This is a genomic window from Kosakonia sp. YIM B13588, assembly GCF_042788165.1.
Lineage (GTDB): Bacteria > Pseudomonadota > Gammaproteobacteria > Enterobacterales > Enterobacteriaceae > Kosakonia > Kosakonia sacchari.
Genome location: NZ_JBHZPO010000006.1, coordinates 223,507 through 239,305, shown reverse-complemented (window position 1 = coordinate 239,305; position 15,799 = coordinate 223,507). Strand labels below are relative to the sequence as shown.

The following is a 15,799-nucleotide window of genomic DNA, read 5'->3' as shown; positions in this document are numbered from 1 at the left end:
TTGCACATACAGTGTGAAGTGAATCACACATAGAGGCTATGCAGCCCCGTAAACTACGATTCCAATACACTGCTATGAGGCACAGCTATGCATTCACGTTTTCACCCTGCTTTTTCCGGGCTTGCGGAGAATTTACAGTCCGCACTGGCTCCTCTGCTGGCGGATGAGCACTTCCCCGCCATGCTGAGCGCAGAGCAGGTGGCAACATTGCAAAGCGCGACGGGGCTGGACGAGGACGCGCTGGCGTTTGCGTTGCTGCCGCTCGCCGCCGCCTGCGCCCGCACCGACCTTTCCCACTTTAACGTGGGTGCGATTGCGCGTGGCGTCAGCGGAACATGGTACTTCGGTGCCAATATGGAATTTGCTGGCGCGACGATGCAGCAAACCGTGCATGCCGAGCAGAGCGCCATCAGCCACGCCTGGCTGCGCGGTGAAAAAGCGCTCTCTTCCATCACCGTCAACTACACGCCGTGCGGCCACTGCCGTCAGTTTATGAATGAACTGAACAGCGGCCTGAATCTGCGCATTAACCTGCCGGGGCGCGCACCGCATACGCTGGGCGATTACCTGCCGGACGCGTTTGGTCCCAAAGATCTGGACATCAAAACGCTGTTAATGGACCAACAGAATCACGGTTTTTCACTGAACGGGGATGAGGTAACGCAGGCGGCCATTCATGCAGCCAATAAAAGCCACTCGCCTTACACTACCTCACCCTCAGGCGTGGCGATTCTTTGTCGCGACGGGCGCATCTTCAGCGGGAGCTACGCGGAAAACGCCGCCTTCAACCCAACGCTGCCGCCGTTGCAAGGCGCACTGAATCTGCTTAGCCTCAGCGGTTTTGATTACGCGGATATTCAACACGCGGTACTGGCGGAACGTGCCGATGCGCCGCTCACCCAATGGGATGCCACCGCCGCTACGCTGCGCGCGCTGGGATGTGATAAAGTCAAACGCGTTTTGCTGAGTAAATAATTCTCGCTGCGGGTTCGCGCCCGCAGTGATGAAAAACCCCGCAATTGAACTGCCGTTTCTTGCGCTTGCCGTACGGGTAAAGTAGCCTGAGGGACATTCTAATCCTGTTCGAGTCTGCTGCATGTTAAAGCGTTTTACTTACAGCTTGTTAGTCCTTATCGGCTTACTGCTGTTGACTGCGCTTGGCTTAGACCGCTGGATGAGCTGGAAAACCGCTCCCTATATTTACGACGACTTGCAGGATCTCCCCTGGCGCCAGGTCGGCGTCGTCCTCGGCACCGCGAAGTACTACCGCACCGGCGTTATCAATCAATATTACCGCTACCGGATCCAGGGCGCGCTTAATGCGTATAACAGCGGCAAGGTTAACTACCTGTTGCTGAGCGGCGATAACGCGCTGCAAAGTTACAACGAACCGATGACCATGCGTAAGGATTTGATTGCTGCCGGTGTCGATCCTGCCGACATCGTGCTGGATTACGCCGGTTTCCGTACGCTGGATTCGATAGTGCGCACCCGGAAAGTCTTCGACACTAACGATTTCATTATCATTACCCAACGTTTCCATTGCGAACGCGCGCTGTTTATCGCCCAGCATATGGGCATTCAGGCGCAGTGTTACGCCGTGCCGTCGCCGAAAGATATGTGGAGCGTACGCGTACGCGAGTTTGGCGCGCGGCTGGGCACTATCGCCGATCTCTACATCTTCAAGCGTGAGCCGCGCTTCCTCGGCCCGCTGGTGCCCATTCCGTCAATGCAGGAAGTGCCGGACGACGCGCAAGGCTACCCGGCCGTCACCGCCGAGCAGCTTATCGATATGCAAAAGAAAGGAAAAAACTGAAGCGTCAGTTAATGGATGCGTTGCGGCTGTTGGTTTTTACTGGACGGACAAGCGTAAAACCACGCTCAACAAAATGGCGGTGATCAATAACCGCACGGCTGGCTTTATCGAGCGTCCAGTGACCATTAAGCGCGTTGAAGGACAATGCTTTCTCCCCGTCCGGCGTATTAACCAGGTATTCCCCGCTTTTTAAGTACCCTGTGCTACATACAATTCGCGCTGGCGGGCTGTTCTTCATTCTGAACTCTATTTTGCGAAAGCCGGTGGGTACCGGGCAAAAGTAAAAGAACGGCAAGGACGTGATTTTGATATCGCCAAGTGAAGCAATCACGTCGCCATCGCGCAACAGTTCGACATTTTTCAAAGAGAAGTTAACAGGTGAGTTTTTTTCATGCGGTAAGTTATCAACAGTAAAATAAACAAAATTCATAAGCGCCCCTGAGCTGCGGATACAACCTCATTCACAGATTCATTCTTTCAAGCGTAAGTAGCTATGGGCATACAGGCATTCAGAATTGACTTAAATATCGGGCACATGGAATGTACCCGAAGTGCAAGCGAAGCGTCAGGCCACTTTGCTCTCATGCTGTTGCAGGCTACGCTCAAGGTCGTAGATCAGGCTTCTCACCATATCAGGCGTTAAATTAAAAAAGGGCGAATCAAACGTCGTTGCTCCCGCCTCGCAGGGGCCTGTGCTGCACCCAAACTTCACGACCACACCATCTAAATCTTCAACCACCCCAACCTGCCAGCCAATCACCGAAAGTGCAGGAAATGCGCACTCACTGTTCATCCCCAATCTCCTTATTAATATTGCGACTTTATTGAGCGTAGCACCGAAGCAAAAAATTTAACAACTCGCCGCGAGCGAAGTTTTTTGGGGGGAAGGCCGTGGGTTTAATCCATGGCAGAAGGCGGCAAAACAGGCAAAAAAAGCCCGCTCGTTGAGCGGGCCGGGTACAGACGATGGGATTATTTTTTACGGGCGTATTTCAGCGAATCCAGCGCCACGGCGAAGATAATGATGCCGCCCTTGATGATGTACTGCCAGTACGGGTTAATACCGATATAGGTCAGACCGTAGTTGATGACGGTGAAGATAATCACACCGGTCACTACGCCAAGCACGGTACCCACACCGCCGCTGAAGGAGACCCCGCCAACCACGCAGGCGGCGATGGCGTCCAGTTCATACATAAAGCCAAGGTTGTTGGTGGCAGAGCCGATACGACCCGCTTCCAGCATCCCGCCGAAGGCATAGAACACACCGGACAGCGCGTAAATCATCAGCAGGTTCAGCGCCACGTTAACGCCAGAGACTTTCGCCGCTTCCGGGTTACCACCGATGGCGAAAATGTTTTTGCCAAAGCGGGTTTTGTTCCACAGCACCCAGACGAACGCCACAGCGATCAACGCATAGAAGGTGATATACGACAACCGGAAACTGCCCAGCGCAATAAAGCCCTGCGTAAAGGTCGAGAAGCCGCTGTCGAAGCCGGAAATCGGCGACGCGCCCACAAAGTCGTAGTACAGGGAGTTGATACCGTAAACGATGATCATCGTACCCAGCGTGGTGATAAACGGCGTCACGTTGAGGTATGCAATCACGATACCGTTCACCAGGCCAATCACCGCACCGATGGCGCAAACAATCAGGATCACCACCGGAATCGGCATTGTCGCCATATCCGGGAATACCTTGTTGACGTTTTCCATCGATTGCAGCAGCGTTGCGGCAACCACCGCCGCGAGGCCAACCTGGCGCCCGGCGGAAAGGTCAGTACCCTGAGTAACAATCAGCCCCGCCACACCCAGCGCGATAATAATACGCACGGAGGATTGGGTCAGAATATTACTTAAGTTCAGCAGACTTAAGAACGTGGGATCCTGAAAAATGATAATGGCCAGTAACACTAAAAGAACAACGTAAATACCGCCGTCTTTCAGATAAGTGAGAAAAGTTTTCTTATTTAACGCACTCATGAGGAGCCCCTGATCTTAAAGGTGCAAAGACGCAAGACGGAGAATTTCGTTTTGCGTTGTCGTTTTAGTATCAACAATTCCGGAAACGAGGCCATTGCTCATAACCAGAATACGGTCAGTGATGCCTAACAACTCAGGCATTTCAGAGGAAATAATAATGATCCCCTTATTCTTTTTCGCCAGTTCGGCAATCAGTTGGTAAATTTCAAATTTAGCCCCAACATCAATACCACGGGTCGGCTCATCGAGCATTAAAATTTCTGGCTGTGTTAATAACCAGCGACCAATAACCACTTTTTGCTGGTTACCACCGGAAAGCGAACCAATTTGTGTACGGTGACCGGGTGTTTTAACACGCATGGAGTCAATAACCCACTGGGTATCACTCTTCATGCGGCTATTATCCAGCAAGCCGACTTTATTTTTGTAATTCTGAATATTCGAGATTAATGAGTTAAATCCGATATCAAGATACGCATAAATACCGGTAGAACGGCGTTCTTCGGTCACCAGCGCAAAGCCATTATTAATTGCTTCATTAGCGGTGTGATTATTAATCAGTTTGCCATGAAGTTTAATGGTGCCAGCGGACTTTTCACGAATGCCAAATAACGTCTCAACAATATCAGTACGTTTCGCCCCGACCAGACCTGCGATACCGAGAATTTCACCTTTGCGCAAATCAAAGGAGATATCGCGAATAGAGGGCTGGCGCAACGAGGTGAGATTACGCACTTCAAGAATGGTTTCGCCCGGCACGTTGTGCTTGTCCGGGAAGCGCTGGTTCAGGGAACGACCAACCATCATCGCGATGATCTTGTCCATATCCAGCCCTTCCAGCGGCTGGGTGGCAATCCACTGGCCGTCGCGCAGAATCGTAATTTCATCGCACAGCTGGAATATCTCTTCCATTTTATGGGAGATATAAACAATTCCGCAGCCACGCTCTTTCAGTTTACGGATAATTTTAAACAGATGATTGACTTCTTTTTCCGTCAGCGAAGAAGTCGGTTCATCCATAATGACAATTTTGGCGTCGTAAGAGAACGCTTTGGCAATTTCAATCATCTGCATTTGCGATACAGATAATGTTCCCACGCGTGCTTTAGGGTCGATATCAATATCCAGCTCATCAAAAATGGCTTTGGTATCGTGGAACATTTTCTCCTGATCGACAAACATGCCTTTGGTCGGGTAACGACCCAGCCACATATTGTCCATCACGGAACGTTGCAACACCAGGTTGAGTTCCTGGTGAACCATCGAAATACCATTTTCCAGCGCTTCTTTCGCGGAATGGAAGTCGATCTCTTTCCCCTGAAAAAGAATGCTACCGGAATCTTTTTGATAGATCCCAAAAAGACATTTTAATAATGTTGATTTCCCCGCACCGTTCTCGCCCATTAATGCATGGATCGAATGCGGACGGACTTTCAAATTGACATTATCGAGTGCCTTTACGCCTGGAAAAGACTTGTTGATATTGCTCATTTCCAACAAGAATTCACCTGACGACTGAGTATTATTGCTGACCATAATTATACCTTGTTGGCCTGGCATATCGTGTTATAAGGGCGCAACAGTCGTTGCGCCCAATGAGAACATGCTTTCTTAATATTATTTACCGGCGATTTCAGCCAGGTTGTCTTTATCTACACCTACGTAAGGAATACGAACAATTTTATTTTCGATTTTCCAGTTGGTGCCATCTGCCGCGCCTTTACCTTCGGCCAGGTTTTTCGCCAGATCAAAGCTTGCTTTCGCCTGGTTGTTCGCATCGTTCAGCACGGTACCGGCCATTGCACCGGATTTCACCAGCGCCAGAGCTTCTGGCAGCGCATCGACGCCAAATACCGGAATAGCAGATTTGTTGTGCGCTTTCAGTGCTTCAACCGCGCCCATTGCCATCGCGTCGTTGTTAGCGATAACCACTTCAATTTTGTTAGCGTTCGGGCCAGAGAGCCAGGCGTCCATTTTGTCTTTCGCCTGAGCGGTATCCCACATTGCGGTATCCAGAGCCAACTGCTGGGTTTTAATGCCCTTATCGTTCAGCTCTTTGATAACGTAAGTGGTACGCGCTTCAGCATCCGGGTGGCCCGGCTCGCCTTTCAGCAGTACGAACTGGATCTGGCCATCTTTGTTCAGATCCCAGCCCGGGTTCGCCGCCCAGTGTTTAGCAATCAGGTCGCCCTGAATCACGCCAGATTCTTTGGAATCGGTACCCACGTAGTAGGCTTTATCGTAGCTATCCAGCGCTTTGCGAGAAGGTTCTTTGTTAAAGAAAACAACCGGAACGTTTTGACCACGCGCTTTCTCAATCACCGTACCTGCCGCAGCCGGGTCAACCAGGTTGATCGCCAGTGCTTTTACGCCTTTCGCCAGCAGCACGTCGATCTGGTCGTTCTGTTTGGATTGGTCATTCTGCGAGTCGTTCATCAGCAGCTGAACATCTGGCGCTGCTTTGGCGTCTTTCTCAATAGCCTTACGGACAACGGACATAAAGTTGTCGTCATATTTATAGATGGTCACACCAATGCGGGTATCCGCTGCGTGTGCGGCTGCGCCAAAAAGCATGCTTGCCATAACAGCAGACAGAGTCAACACCTTCTTATTCATGGTATCTCCGGTTTTTTTATATGCAGGGTAGTTCTTGTGAATAATGCTCGGCGGGTCAGTTGTTACGAAGACGTTACTGCCGACCGAAGTTCACTCTAAAAATCCATTCGTCCGTGTCCGGGTAACGCTCCAGAAGTTCGCTTTCTTCGATGTTTCAAAGCGCTCACTAATAGTGAAAGTGATTAATCACCGTTACATCGTGTTTCAGCTTCTAAAACGCTGACATCATAGTCAGCGCCTTGTTAAGATACTGTGAATTTACTCACAGATTGAAAACGGTTACATCATCGAAGTTTATAAGTTAGTGATCGGTGCCACAGTTTGCCGCGCGGTCACGGAATGGCGACGTACCAGCGTCGGCATAAAGCAGTGCGCAGCCTCTGGATCCAGCTTACCTGCGGCTCCCTGCAACGCCAGCTCGGTTGCCAGGCGCGCCATTGACGCGACCGGATAACGCACCGTCGTCAGTTGCGGGTCGGTGTAACGCGCAATGGGAATATCATCGAAACCAATCAGTGATAAATGCTGTGGCACCGCAATGCCGTTGTCTTTCAGCGCCGTCAGTGCACCCGCCGCCATGCTGTCGTTATAGGCGAAGACCGCGGTCAGTTGCAGGTTGCGCCCGAGCAATTCCACCATCGCCGCTTCACCACCCTGCATGTCCGGCGAACCGGTGCCAACCCAGCTGTCCGGGGCGTTAATCCCCTGCTCTTCCAGTGCGCGGAACCACCCCTCGCGGCGCATATCGTTGTCTTCGATTTGATGGCTGGACGCCAGATAACCGATGCGCTGATGGCCGTTATTGAGCAGCATGCGTGTCGCCATCACCGCCCCGCTGACGTTATCAAGGCAGACGCAGCGGTGCGCATAGCCTGGCACCAACCGGTTGATCAGCACCATGCCGGGGATCTGCTCCATAAAGCCTGTCAGCTCCTCATCGCTTAGTGCTTTTGAGTGAACAATCAGGGCGTTACACCGCTGGCGGATCAGGACTTCAATGGCGTGACGCTCCTTTTCCGCCTCGTGATAACTGTTGCCAATCAGCACATATTTTTGGTGCTGCTGCGCAACCGTATCTACTGCTTTCACCAGCGCACCGAAAAAGGCATCAGAGACGTCCATCACCACCACGCCAATGGTGTCGCTAACCTGCGTCGCCAGCGCCTGGGCGTTGGCATTCGGGCGATAACCCAGCTGGGCGACGGCTTTCATCACCGTTTCGCGCGTTTCCGGGCTGACCAGCGCGCTGTTATTGAGCACGCGGGACACCGTCGCGACAGAGACGCCCGCATGCCGGGCAACGTCACGAATGGTGATCATTTTTACCCACCTTTTCTGGATTGCGGCAGTTCACAGCCACCCCCTGTGTTAAGTAAGGAGGCTATTCTGGCAGCGAGCAGGCGATTGCTACGTGAGTGGCATCACATGAATGGAAACGGTTACATCCGTTTTGTTAATGATTGTGATCCAGATCGTTATCTGGATGTGCGTGCTAATGATGTCCCTGCAGCACGAGCGGTCAATTGCCGCCATAGCCATTCCAGTGGTCCCTGACGAAAACGCCTGAGCCAGAACAGAGAGAAGAGGATATTCACCGCCCACACCGCAGGCACAAAAGCCAGCAATTGCAAGCGATCGAACTGCATAAACAGCCCGAAACGATTGAATAAGGTGATGCAGATTAGCGTTTGCAGCAGGTAGTTAGTGAGCGCCATGCGTCCAACGCAGGCAATGGCATTGACCAGTTTGTAACCGCAGATTTGCGGCCAGAATCCCCACGCCAGCGCCGCGTAACCCACCGCCTGTAGCGGCGCGCCAAGTTCACGCGGCGCTTGCAGAAGAAAAGCGCACCAGCGATACGACCAGCCAAGCTGCCACTGGGCAATAATCGCCGGGATATTTATCAGTAGCCCTAAGCCAATCAGCAGCGCCCCCGTTCGGCGGTAATGGCGCAGGCTGAATTGCCCTTTCAGCCAGCCGCTGCGCATCAGCGCCGCGCCTATCAGCATCATGCCCGCCAGTTGCCAGCCATATTGCGCCCCCAGCGCCAGCAGCGCGTTAGAGAGCATATCCGCACGATTGCTGATGGCCTCACCGAGGCTGCCACTCACTCGCCACCAGGTTTCGTACTGGACATTTGCCGCATCCGGCAACCAGGAGCGGTTCGGCTGCGAACCCGAAATGCCCGCCAGCAATAACAGAACAGCAATGCCAATCAGGTACAGCACCACGCCGGTATTAAACATTGTCTTCACGTTCTGCGCATCGCGCACCATGCGCCAGGCAATCAGCCCCACCAGCCCATAAGCCAGCAGAATATCGCCATCCCAGAAAAAAAGACCATGAATGAAACCGAGCAGCACCAGCAGCGTCAGGCGCGACTGGATCCAGCGCTTACCACGCGGCAGCAACATTTGCAGACCCGCACCAAACAAAATGGCAAACAGCGAGAGGAATTTCACCTGCGCGAAGAGATCAAGCAGCGCCCAGGTCCACGCATCCGACGCGGTGATGTCGCCGTACCAGGCAGGGTTAAGATAGGCCGCCTTTGGCAAACCAAAGGCGGTGATATTCAGCAACAGGATCCCGAGAATGGCGATGCCACGAATAAAATCCAGCGTGACATTCCTCTCCATGTCGGCGGCTCCAGCGAATTAGTTAGTGTGGCGGACTGCGCGCAGGAACTCCTGGCGGGTATTCTGGCTCGACTTGAACAAACCACCAAGCGAAGTGGTCGTCGTCGCGCTGGTTGCGTCGCGGATACCGCGCGCTTTCACGCAATAATGCACCGCATCAATAGAAACCGCGACATTGTTAGTGCCGAGCAGCGTTTGCAGCGCGGTCAGGATCTGCTGGGTCAGTCGCTCCTGTACCTGCGGGCGCTGCGCAAAAAACTGCACGATACGGTTAATTTTCGACAGGCCAATCACCGAGTCCTTCGGAATATAGGCAACGGTGGCTTTGCCGTCGATAGTGACAAAATGGTGCTCGCAGGTGCTGGTCAGCGTGATATCGCGCACCGTCACCATCTCATCGACTTTCATTTTGTTTTCAATGACGGTGATCTTCGGGAAATTGGCGTAATCGAGGCCGGAGAAGATCTCATCGACATACATTTTGGCGATGCGATGCGGCGTTTCCATCAGGCTGTCATCATTCAGATCGAGATTCAGCAGTTGCATAATCTCGGTCATATGCCCGGCGATAAGACGTTTACGGGATTCGTTATCCATTTGCACCGGTGGGCGCAGCGGCGTTTCCAGACCACGGGCAACCAGAGCCTCGTGAACAAGCGCCGCTTCTTTACTGAGTGATGACATGTTTATTATTCTCCTGCAGGTGTGGCGAACTTCGCGTTGTTAACGCAAAGTGAGCGAACATTGTGCGTGAGGTCGCGCACATAATCCAGCCCCGGCGGCGATAATTATTGAAATCGCTGCCGCCTTTCAGGCCGTGCGTTTCCAGACTAAAACCCCGCCAATGGCCAGGGCAATTGCCGCCACGCCAAGCGCCGGTTCAAGCCGCTGTGTAAGCCAGGTGGAAAGCGCGGAAGTTATAGGGCCAACCAGTTGCCCCATCGCATAACCGGTAGTCAATAACCCGGCCATATAACGCGTGTGATTGGGCGCGAGCTCGCGTCCATACAGCAGTGAAAGCTGCACGGCGCAAAGAAATCCGCCGCCCACCAGCAACGCACCGCACACCAGCCCGCTCATTCCCGGCAGTAACCATGCCGCCAGTACGCCCGCGCCCTGCAACCACAGCACGACCGCCAGCCGCTGATGGCTGTGACCAACGTGGCGCAGCAAAATACTGAGCGCTATCCCCAGCACCGCTGCGGCACCGAACACCGGCCAGACAAACTGGGCAAACAAGCTACCAGGAAAGCGCAGCGCCGCCATTTGCGACAGAAATGTCGCCGGTAAGATATAGCCAAACCCGGCCAGGCTATAACTCCATACCAGCCGTTTAAGATCGGTGGTTAACTGTAGCGGCTGCGGCTTTTCGCCCGGTCGATGCCACTCGCCAGGACGCGGCAAATAGCGAGCAATTAACGCCACCAGCAGCAGCGCCAGCACGCCATAAACCTGCCAGGCGGAGGCAGCGCTTAACCCTTTTGCCTGGATCGCCACCGCCAGCAGGCCGCTTAATGCAATACCCGCGCCCGGCCCGGCGAATACCGCGGCGCTCAGCCCTGGCTTTCCGGCATGTGCCAGCCGCTCGTTGGTCCAGGCGGCAATCAGCACCATCGCCCAGCCGCTCATTGCGCCAATTACCAGGCGCAACGCGCCGTGAACCAGCGCGTTATCTGCAAGCGAAGAGAGAAAAGTGAGCGCCACCGCGCCACCAATACCAAGATAAAGACGGACTTCGATATGCCGCTGCGCGCGCATTGCGTCCCAGGCACCAAGTAGATAACCGAGGTAGTTAATCGCCGCCACCAGCCCGGCGCTGGTCAGGGTCAGTTGCTCGTCGCGGATCATCAACGGTACCTGCGGCGTGAAGGCAAAACGCCCGATGCCCATCGCGACCACCAACACAATAAACCCACAAAGCGCCACACGTTGCGCCATTAGCGCCCCCAAATGTTAACGTAAAGTTATGTTTATGATGCAGTATGTTGCGCTTATGCGGAAGTGAAAGTTACTCACAGCAAAGGGAATAGTCTGTATGATGACAACAAGTCACCTTACTTTGTTTGTAAAAATTCTAAGGAGCCCCGCATGGAAATGCTTGAAGAGCACCGCTGTTTTGAAGGCTGGCAACAGCGCTGGCGCCACGACTCCGCCGTACTGAACTGCACCATGACATTTAGCATCTTCTTACCGCCGCAATACAGCGCAACACCGCCGCCGGTGCTGTACTGGCTCTCCGGTCTCACCTGCAATGATGAAAACTTCACCACCAAAGCTGGCGCGCAACGCGTGGCCGCAGAGTTGGGCATTGTGCTGGTGATGCCGGATACCAGCCCGCGTGGCGACGATGTAGCAGATGCGGACAGCTATGACCTCGGCAAAGGCGCGGGTTTTTACCTCAACGCCACCGAGCAGCCGTGGGCGGCGCATTATCGTATGTATGATTACCTGCGCGATGAATTACCCACGCTTATCCAGTCACAATTCAAGGTCAGCGACCGCTGTGCTATCAGTGGTCATTCAATGGGCGGTCACGGTGCGTTGATCATGGCGCTGAAAAACCCCGGCCGTTACACCAGCGTTTCCGCCTTTGCACCGATCGTCAACCCGATGCAGGTACCGTGGGGGCAAAAAGCGTTTCGCGCCTATCTGGGCGACGACGCGCAGCAGTGGCGTGAATGGGATAGCTGCGCACTGATGCTGGAAAGCAACGAAACTGACGCGATCCCAACACTTATCGATCAGGGGGATAATGATCAGTTCCTCGCCGATCAGCTACAGCCCGCGCGGCTTGCGGAAGTGGCACGGCAAAAATCATGGCCGCTGACGCTGCGCATCCAGTCCGGCTACGATCATAGTTACTTCTTTATTGCTGCGTTTATTGAAGATCATTTGCGCTTCCATGCGCAGCATCTGCTGAAATAGCATTAGTCCCGGCGGCGTCCTGCTGCCGGGCTTTCCATATCAGAAGCGGTAATCCAGCGCCATAAAATAGCGGCGACCATCTTCGTTGTAGCTGTAATCGTCGCGGCTGAGATCTTTATCGCCAAGGTTAAGCACACCCGCGCGCAGCTTGACGTTTTTCGTCGCCTGCCATGCGCCGCCCGCATTCCAGATTACGTAACCACCCGGCGTTACGCCCTGCGATACAGAGCGTTTTTCCCCGCTGTAGTTAGCGGAAACATAGAATGACCAGTCTTGCGTGGCTTGCCAGTCCAGCGTGCCATTGGCGGTGTGGAACGGCAGATCCTGCAACGGTTTGTTACCGCCACCGCTCAGGTTGCGGCCATCGTTATAGGTGTAATTCAGCGTCAGCTTCCACGCCTCATCGAACGGAATTTTCACTTCGGTTTCCACACCCTGAATCCGCGCTTTATCAACGTTGTAGTAACGGAATACCGGCACCAGTACGCCGCTGGCATTCCGCTCAAAACCGACGAAGTTAGAGTAACCCGGTGCTTCGCTCAGGCTCGACGTACGGCTGATATTGATCATGTCATCGATATTGTTCTGGAAGGCGGTTACGCTGCCCTGCACGCCTTCCAGCCAGCCCTCTTCGCCGCTGTAGTAAAGTCCCAGTTCGAAACTTTCGCTGGTCTCTGGTTTTAGCTCCGGGCTGCCAACAATCCGGCAGCCGCCCCGGCAGGAGTTGGAGGCCCAGTCCGGACTGAGCTGTAACAGAGAAGGCGCTTTAAATGCCGTCGCCCAACCGCCTTTCACGGTCAGCGTGTCGGTGGCGCTATAAACCAGGTAAGCACGCGGGCTCCAGTGATCGCCATAGGTGTCGTGGTCGTCCATACGGACACCGGTGGTCAGCGCCAACGGCTCGAAAATACGCCATTCATCTTCAACGAACAGCGCGTACTGGCTGGTCGAGGTTTCACTGCTGTCGCCGCCGGTCAGGTTAACAGGATCTTTTAAGGTGTCGTGACGCCACTCGCCCCCCAGCGTAACAAGCTGATTATATTGCCCCAGCGGCAGCACCACTTTGCCGTCGAGCGTGTTGCTTTCCGAACGAATTGCGCTGCTGTTGCCCGGGTTTTTGTTATCGATCTGTTCACCGTAGAAACGCAGTTCACTGTTTACCTCACCCCAGCGGCCATTGTGCGCCAACGCGTAGTTTTGCCGGTCAAGGCGGTTTTTATCCAGCGAATCAGAGTTCCTGTCCTGGCGGTCGTAGCCATATCCGGCGGTAAAATCGTGATCGTCGGTTGGCGTCCAGGCAAACTCGACGTTGCCATCGCGGCTGGTGAATCCTTCAATACGCGGCGACTGGCCGCTGGCATCCGTTTGCGAGCTCTGCTGTTCATCTTTTTCGCGTTTCGCCACGCTGCCAAAGGCTTTTAGCCCAAGCACACCATCAATCAGCGGGCCGCTGGTGTAGAACTGACCGTTCCAGGTGTCACCGCGATCGCGGTGTTCCTGAATGGTGCTGTCGGCAGTAATACTGCCCGTCCAGCGCTGGCCGATTTTTTTCGTGATGATGTTCACCACGCCACCAAGGGCGTCCGAACCATAAAGGGAAGACATCGGGCCACGCACCACTTCAATGCGCTCAATGGCGTCGACCGGGATCCAGTTAAGGTCAAAATCATTATGGCGGAAAACAGCATTGCGGGAGTTGACGCGCTTACCGTCAATCAGGATCAGCGTGTAGCTACTGTTGAGACCACGCAGGCTGACGCCTTTACGGTTGTCCCCTTCATTGGTGAGCTGAACGCCAGGCACCTCTTTCAGCACATCTTTCAGGTTTTGCACCGGTTTGCGCTGCAAGTCTTCCTGGGTGATCACGCTGATACTGGCCGGCGCATCTTTCAGGTTCTGCTCCGTTGCCGACGCGGTAACCACCAGCGTTTCGCCATTCTCTACGGCCATTACCGGCAGCGCCAAAGAAAGTGCGGACGCGCAGAGGCCTCCCCGGACGATGGGATTCAAGGTAAACATTCCGTAACTCCATGAGGTAACTACAAAAAATTGCGAAGAATACTGCTCACATACTGCAAAACACGTCAGCGTTACATTGACCCTGACGGGGAAAATTATTGGCTTTCGGGCACAGCAAGTCCGGGCTGGCACCCTTGTTATTCAGGCACTTACCTTAATGTAAACGATAATGATTATCAATTTCGACAAATTAAAGTTATGTAAATTATCGCAGCGGGAGGGAATGTTGGCAGGGGCAAAAAAAAGCCCTCCATACAGAGGGCTAAAGAGTGAATTTATTTCGTGAAACGTTCCGGAAACTCCATTTCACTATAACGCACAAAACGGGTTCCTTTGGAAAATTTATAGCCTAACCAGATAATAAGGAATAGCGGAATACCGATATATGTCGCCGCAACGGCGCCCCAATCAATGCGGTCTGCCAGGAAAGCCTGATAATTCTGCCCAAGCGTAATTATCAGGCACAGGGCGAAGGCGAAAATCGGCCCCAGCGGGAAGAAACCTGAACGGTACGGCAGGTTATCCAGCGAATGTCCCTGCGCCACATAACCGCGACGAAAACGGTAGTGGCTGATGGCAATGCCCAGCCAGGCGATAAAACCAGTCATGCCGGAAGTGTTCAGCAGCCACAAGTACACGGTCTGGTTGCCAAACATTGAGGTCAGGAAGCACAGCGCGGCAATAACCGTGGTGGCATACAGCGCGTTACGCGGCACGCCGCCTTTCGATAATTTCGCGAAAATGCGCGGCGCTTTGCCATCACACGCCAGCGTGTAGAGCATACGCGTGGAAGCGTACATTCCCGAGTTCCCCGCCGACAGCACTGCCGTCAGGATCACCGCGTTCATCACCGCCGCCGCCGAGAGCAGACCCGCGTGCTCAAACACCAGCGTGAACGGACTGACACTGATATCTTTTACGTCATTACGCAGCAGGCTCGGATCGGTGTACGGAATAATCAGGCTGATAATCAAAATCGCGAACACATAGAACAGCAGAATACGCCAGAACACCTGGCGTACCGCGCGCGGAATGTTCTTCTCCGGATCTTCCGATTCCCCCGCCGCGATACCAATTAACTCAGTGCCCTGGAAAGAGAAACCGACAATCATTGCCACACCGATCATGGCGGAAAAACCACCGGCAAATGGCGCATCGCCAATCGCCCAGTTGCTCCAGCCGGCCGGTTTTTCCCCCTGGAAAATACCGACAATCATCATCACGCCAACGATGATGAAAATAATGACGGTGGCCACTTTAATCAGCGAGAACCAATACTCCGCTTCGCCGAAGCCTTTCACAGAGATGTAGTTAAGCAGAAAAATCACCGCGAGGAACAGCGCGCTCCAGATCCAGCCTGGCGTGTCCGGGAACCACCAGGTCATCACTAATTGCGACGCCACCAGGTCAACGGCGATGGTCACCGCCCAGTTGTACCAGTAATTCCAGCCCAGCGCGAAGCCGAAACCTTCTTCAACATATTTTTGACCATAGGTGGAAAACGAACCGGAAACCGGCATGTACGCCGCCAGTTCGCCCAGGCTGGTCATCAGGAAATAGACCATCAGGCCAATCAAAATATAGGAAAACAACGCGCCGCCGGGGCCCGCTGAAGAAATGGTCGCCCCTGATGCGACAAACAAACCTGTACCGATGGAACCGCCAATGGCGATCATCGTCAGATGACGCGCTTTGAGTTCTCGACGAAGCGTGGGCGCTTCTGTGGTTTTAGTTTCGGAAACCATAAGAAAATGCTATCCATCCAAAAAATGAGGCGCGATTGTAGCAAACGAAACGCAGGCCT

Annotated in this window: 14 protein-coding genes; 3 read left to right on the top strand and 11 right to left on the bottom strand. The window is 53.6% G+C overall.

Features of this window, described 5'->3' with window-relative positions:
* The first annotated feature begins 87 nt into the window (after positions 1–87).
* Both cdd and sanA read left to right on the top strand, forming a co-directional pair.
* Positions 88–975 (top strand): cytidine deaminase, encoded by an 888-nt coding sequence (gene cdd, locus ACFX4U_RS13095; RefSeq protein ID WP_313506669.1) that lies wholly within the window; start codon positions 88–90, stop codon positions 973–975.
* A 121-nt stretch (positions 976–1,096) separates the two neighbouring features.
* Positions 1,097–1,816 (top strand): outer membrane permeability protein SanA, encoded by a 720-nt coding sequence (sanA, locus tag ACFX4U_RS13090; protein ID WP_017459792.1) that lies wholly within the window; start codon positions 1,097–1,099, stop codon positions 1,814–1,816.
* Positions 1,817–1,820: 4 nt separating this feature from the next.
* Here sanA and ACFX4U_RS13085 read toward each other — a convergent pair whose 3' ends face one another.
* From ACFX4U_RS13085 to ACFX4U_RS13045, 9 genes are all read right to left on the bottom strand, one after another.
* Positions 1,821–2,246 (bottom strand): hypothetical protein, encoded by a 426-nt coding sequence (locus tag ACFX4U_RS13085; protein ID WP_313506668.1) that lies wholly within the window; start codon positions 2,244–2,246, stop codon positions 1,821–1,823.
* A gap of 135 nt (positions 2,247–2,381) precedes the next feature.
* Positions 2,382–2,609 carry a hypothetical protein gene (locus tag ACFX4U_RS13080; RefSeq protein WP_305735514.1) on the bottom strand — a complete coding sequence of 76 codons (228 nt, stop codon included), beginning with the start codon at positions 2,607–2,609 and terminating at the stop codon, positions 2,382–2,384.
* 179 nt (positions 2,610–2,788) lie between these two features.
* Positions 2,789–3,799, bottom strand: a complete 1,011-nt coding sequence (gene mglC / locus ACFX4U_RS13075) for a galactose/methyl galactoside ABC transporter permease MglC (RefSeq protein ID WP_017459789.1) — start codon at positions 3,797–3,799, stop codon at positions 2,789–2,791.
* A 15-nt stretch (positions 3,800–3,814) separates the two neighbouring features.
* Positions 3,815–5,335 (bottom strand): galactose/methyl galactoside ABC transporter ATP-binding protein MglA, encoded by a 1,521-nt coding sequence (mglA, locus tag ACFX4U_RS13070; protein ID WP_305735513.1) that lies wholly within the window; start codon positions 5,333–5,335, stop codon positions 3,815–3,817.
* Between the two features lie 81 nt (positions 5,336–5,416).
* On the bottom strand, positions 5,417–6,415 hold the full coding sequence (gene mglB, locus ACFX4U_RS13065) for a galactose/glucose ABC transporter substrate-binding protein MglB (protein WP_313506664.1): 999 nt from the start codon (positions 6,413–6,415) through the stop codon (positions 5,417–5,419).
* A gap of 294 nt (positions 6,416–6,709) precedes the next feature.
* Positions 6,710–7,735, bottom strand: a complete 1,026-nt coding sequence (gene galS / locus ACFX4U_RS13060; RefSeq protein WP_305735511.1) for an HTH-type transcriptional regulator GalS — start codon at positions 7,733–7,735, stop codon at positions 6,710–6,712.
* Positions 7,736–7,890: 155 nt separating this feature from the next.
* Positions 7,891–9,051, bottom strand: a complete 1,161-nt coding sequence (gene yeiB, locus ACFX4U_RS13055; protein WP_313506663.1) for a DUF418 domain-containing protein YeiB — start codon at positions 9,049–9,051, stop codon at positions 7,891–7,893.
* An 18-nt stretch (positions 9,052–9,069) separates the two neighbouring features.
* Entirely contained in the window at positions 9,070–9,735 is a 666-nt protein-coding gene (gene folE / locus ACFX4U_RS13050; protein WP_017459784.1) for a GTP cyclohydrolase I FolE, read from the bottom strand.
* Positions 9,736–9,861: 126 nt separating this feature from the next.
* Positions 9,862–10,989 (bottom strand): YbfB/YjiJ family MFS transporter, encoded by a 1,128-nt coding sequence (locus ACFX4U_RS13045; protein ID WP_313506662.1) that lies wholly within the window; start codon positions 10,987–10,989, stop codon positions 9,862–9,864.
* A gap of 150 nt (positions 10,990–11,139) precedes the next feature.
* On the opposite strand from ACFX4U_RS13045, the gene fghA reads away from it, so the two are divergent.
* Positions 11,140–11,976 carry an S-formylglutathione hydrolase gene (gene fghA, locus ACFX4U_RS13040; RefSeq protein WP_313506661.1) on the top strand — a complete coding sequence of 279 codons (837 nt, stop codon included), beginning with the start codon at positions 11,140–11,142 and terminating at the stop codon, positions 11,974–11,976.
* A gap of 39 nt (positions 11,977–12,015) precedes the next feature.
* Here the strand turns inward: fghA and cirA are convergent, their stop codons facing one another.
* Together cirA and ACFX4U_RS13030 are read right to left on the bottom strand one after the other, a co-directional pair.
* On the bottom strand, positions 12,016–13,995 hold the full coding sequence (gene cirA / locus ACFX4U_RS13035; protein ID WP_313506660.1) for a catecholate siderophore receptor CirA: 1,980 nt from the start codon (positions 13,993–13,995) through the stop codon (positions 12,016–12,018).
* A gap of 275 nt (positions 13,996–14,270) precedes the next feature.
* Positions 14,271–15,740, bottom strand: a complete 1,470-nt coding sequence (locus ACFX4U_RS13030) for an amino acid permease (protein ID WP_313506658.1) — start codon at positions 15,738–15,740, stop codon at positions 14,271–14,273.
* Between the last annotated feature and the right edge of the window lie 59 nt (positions 15,741–15,799).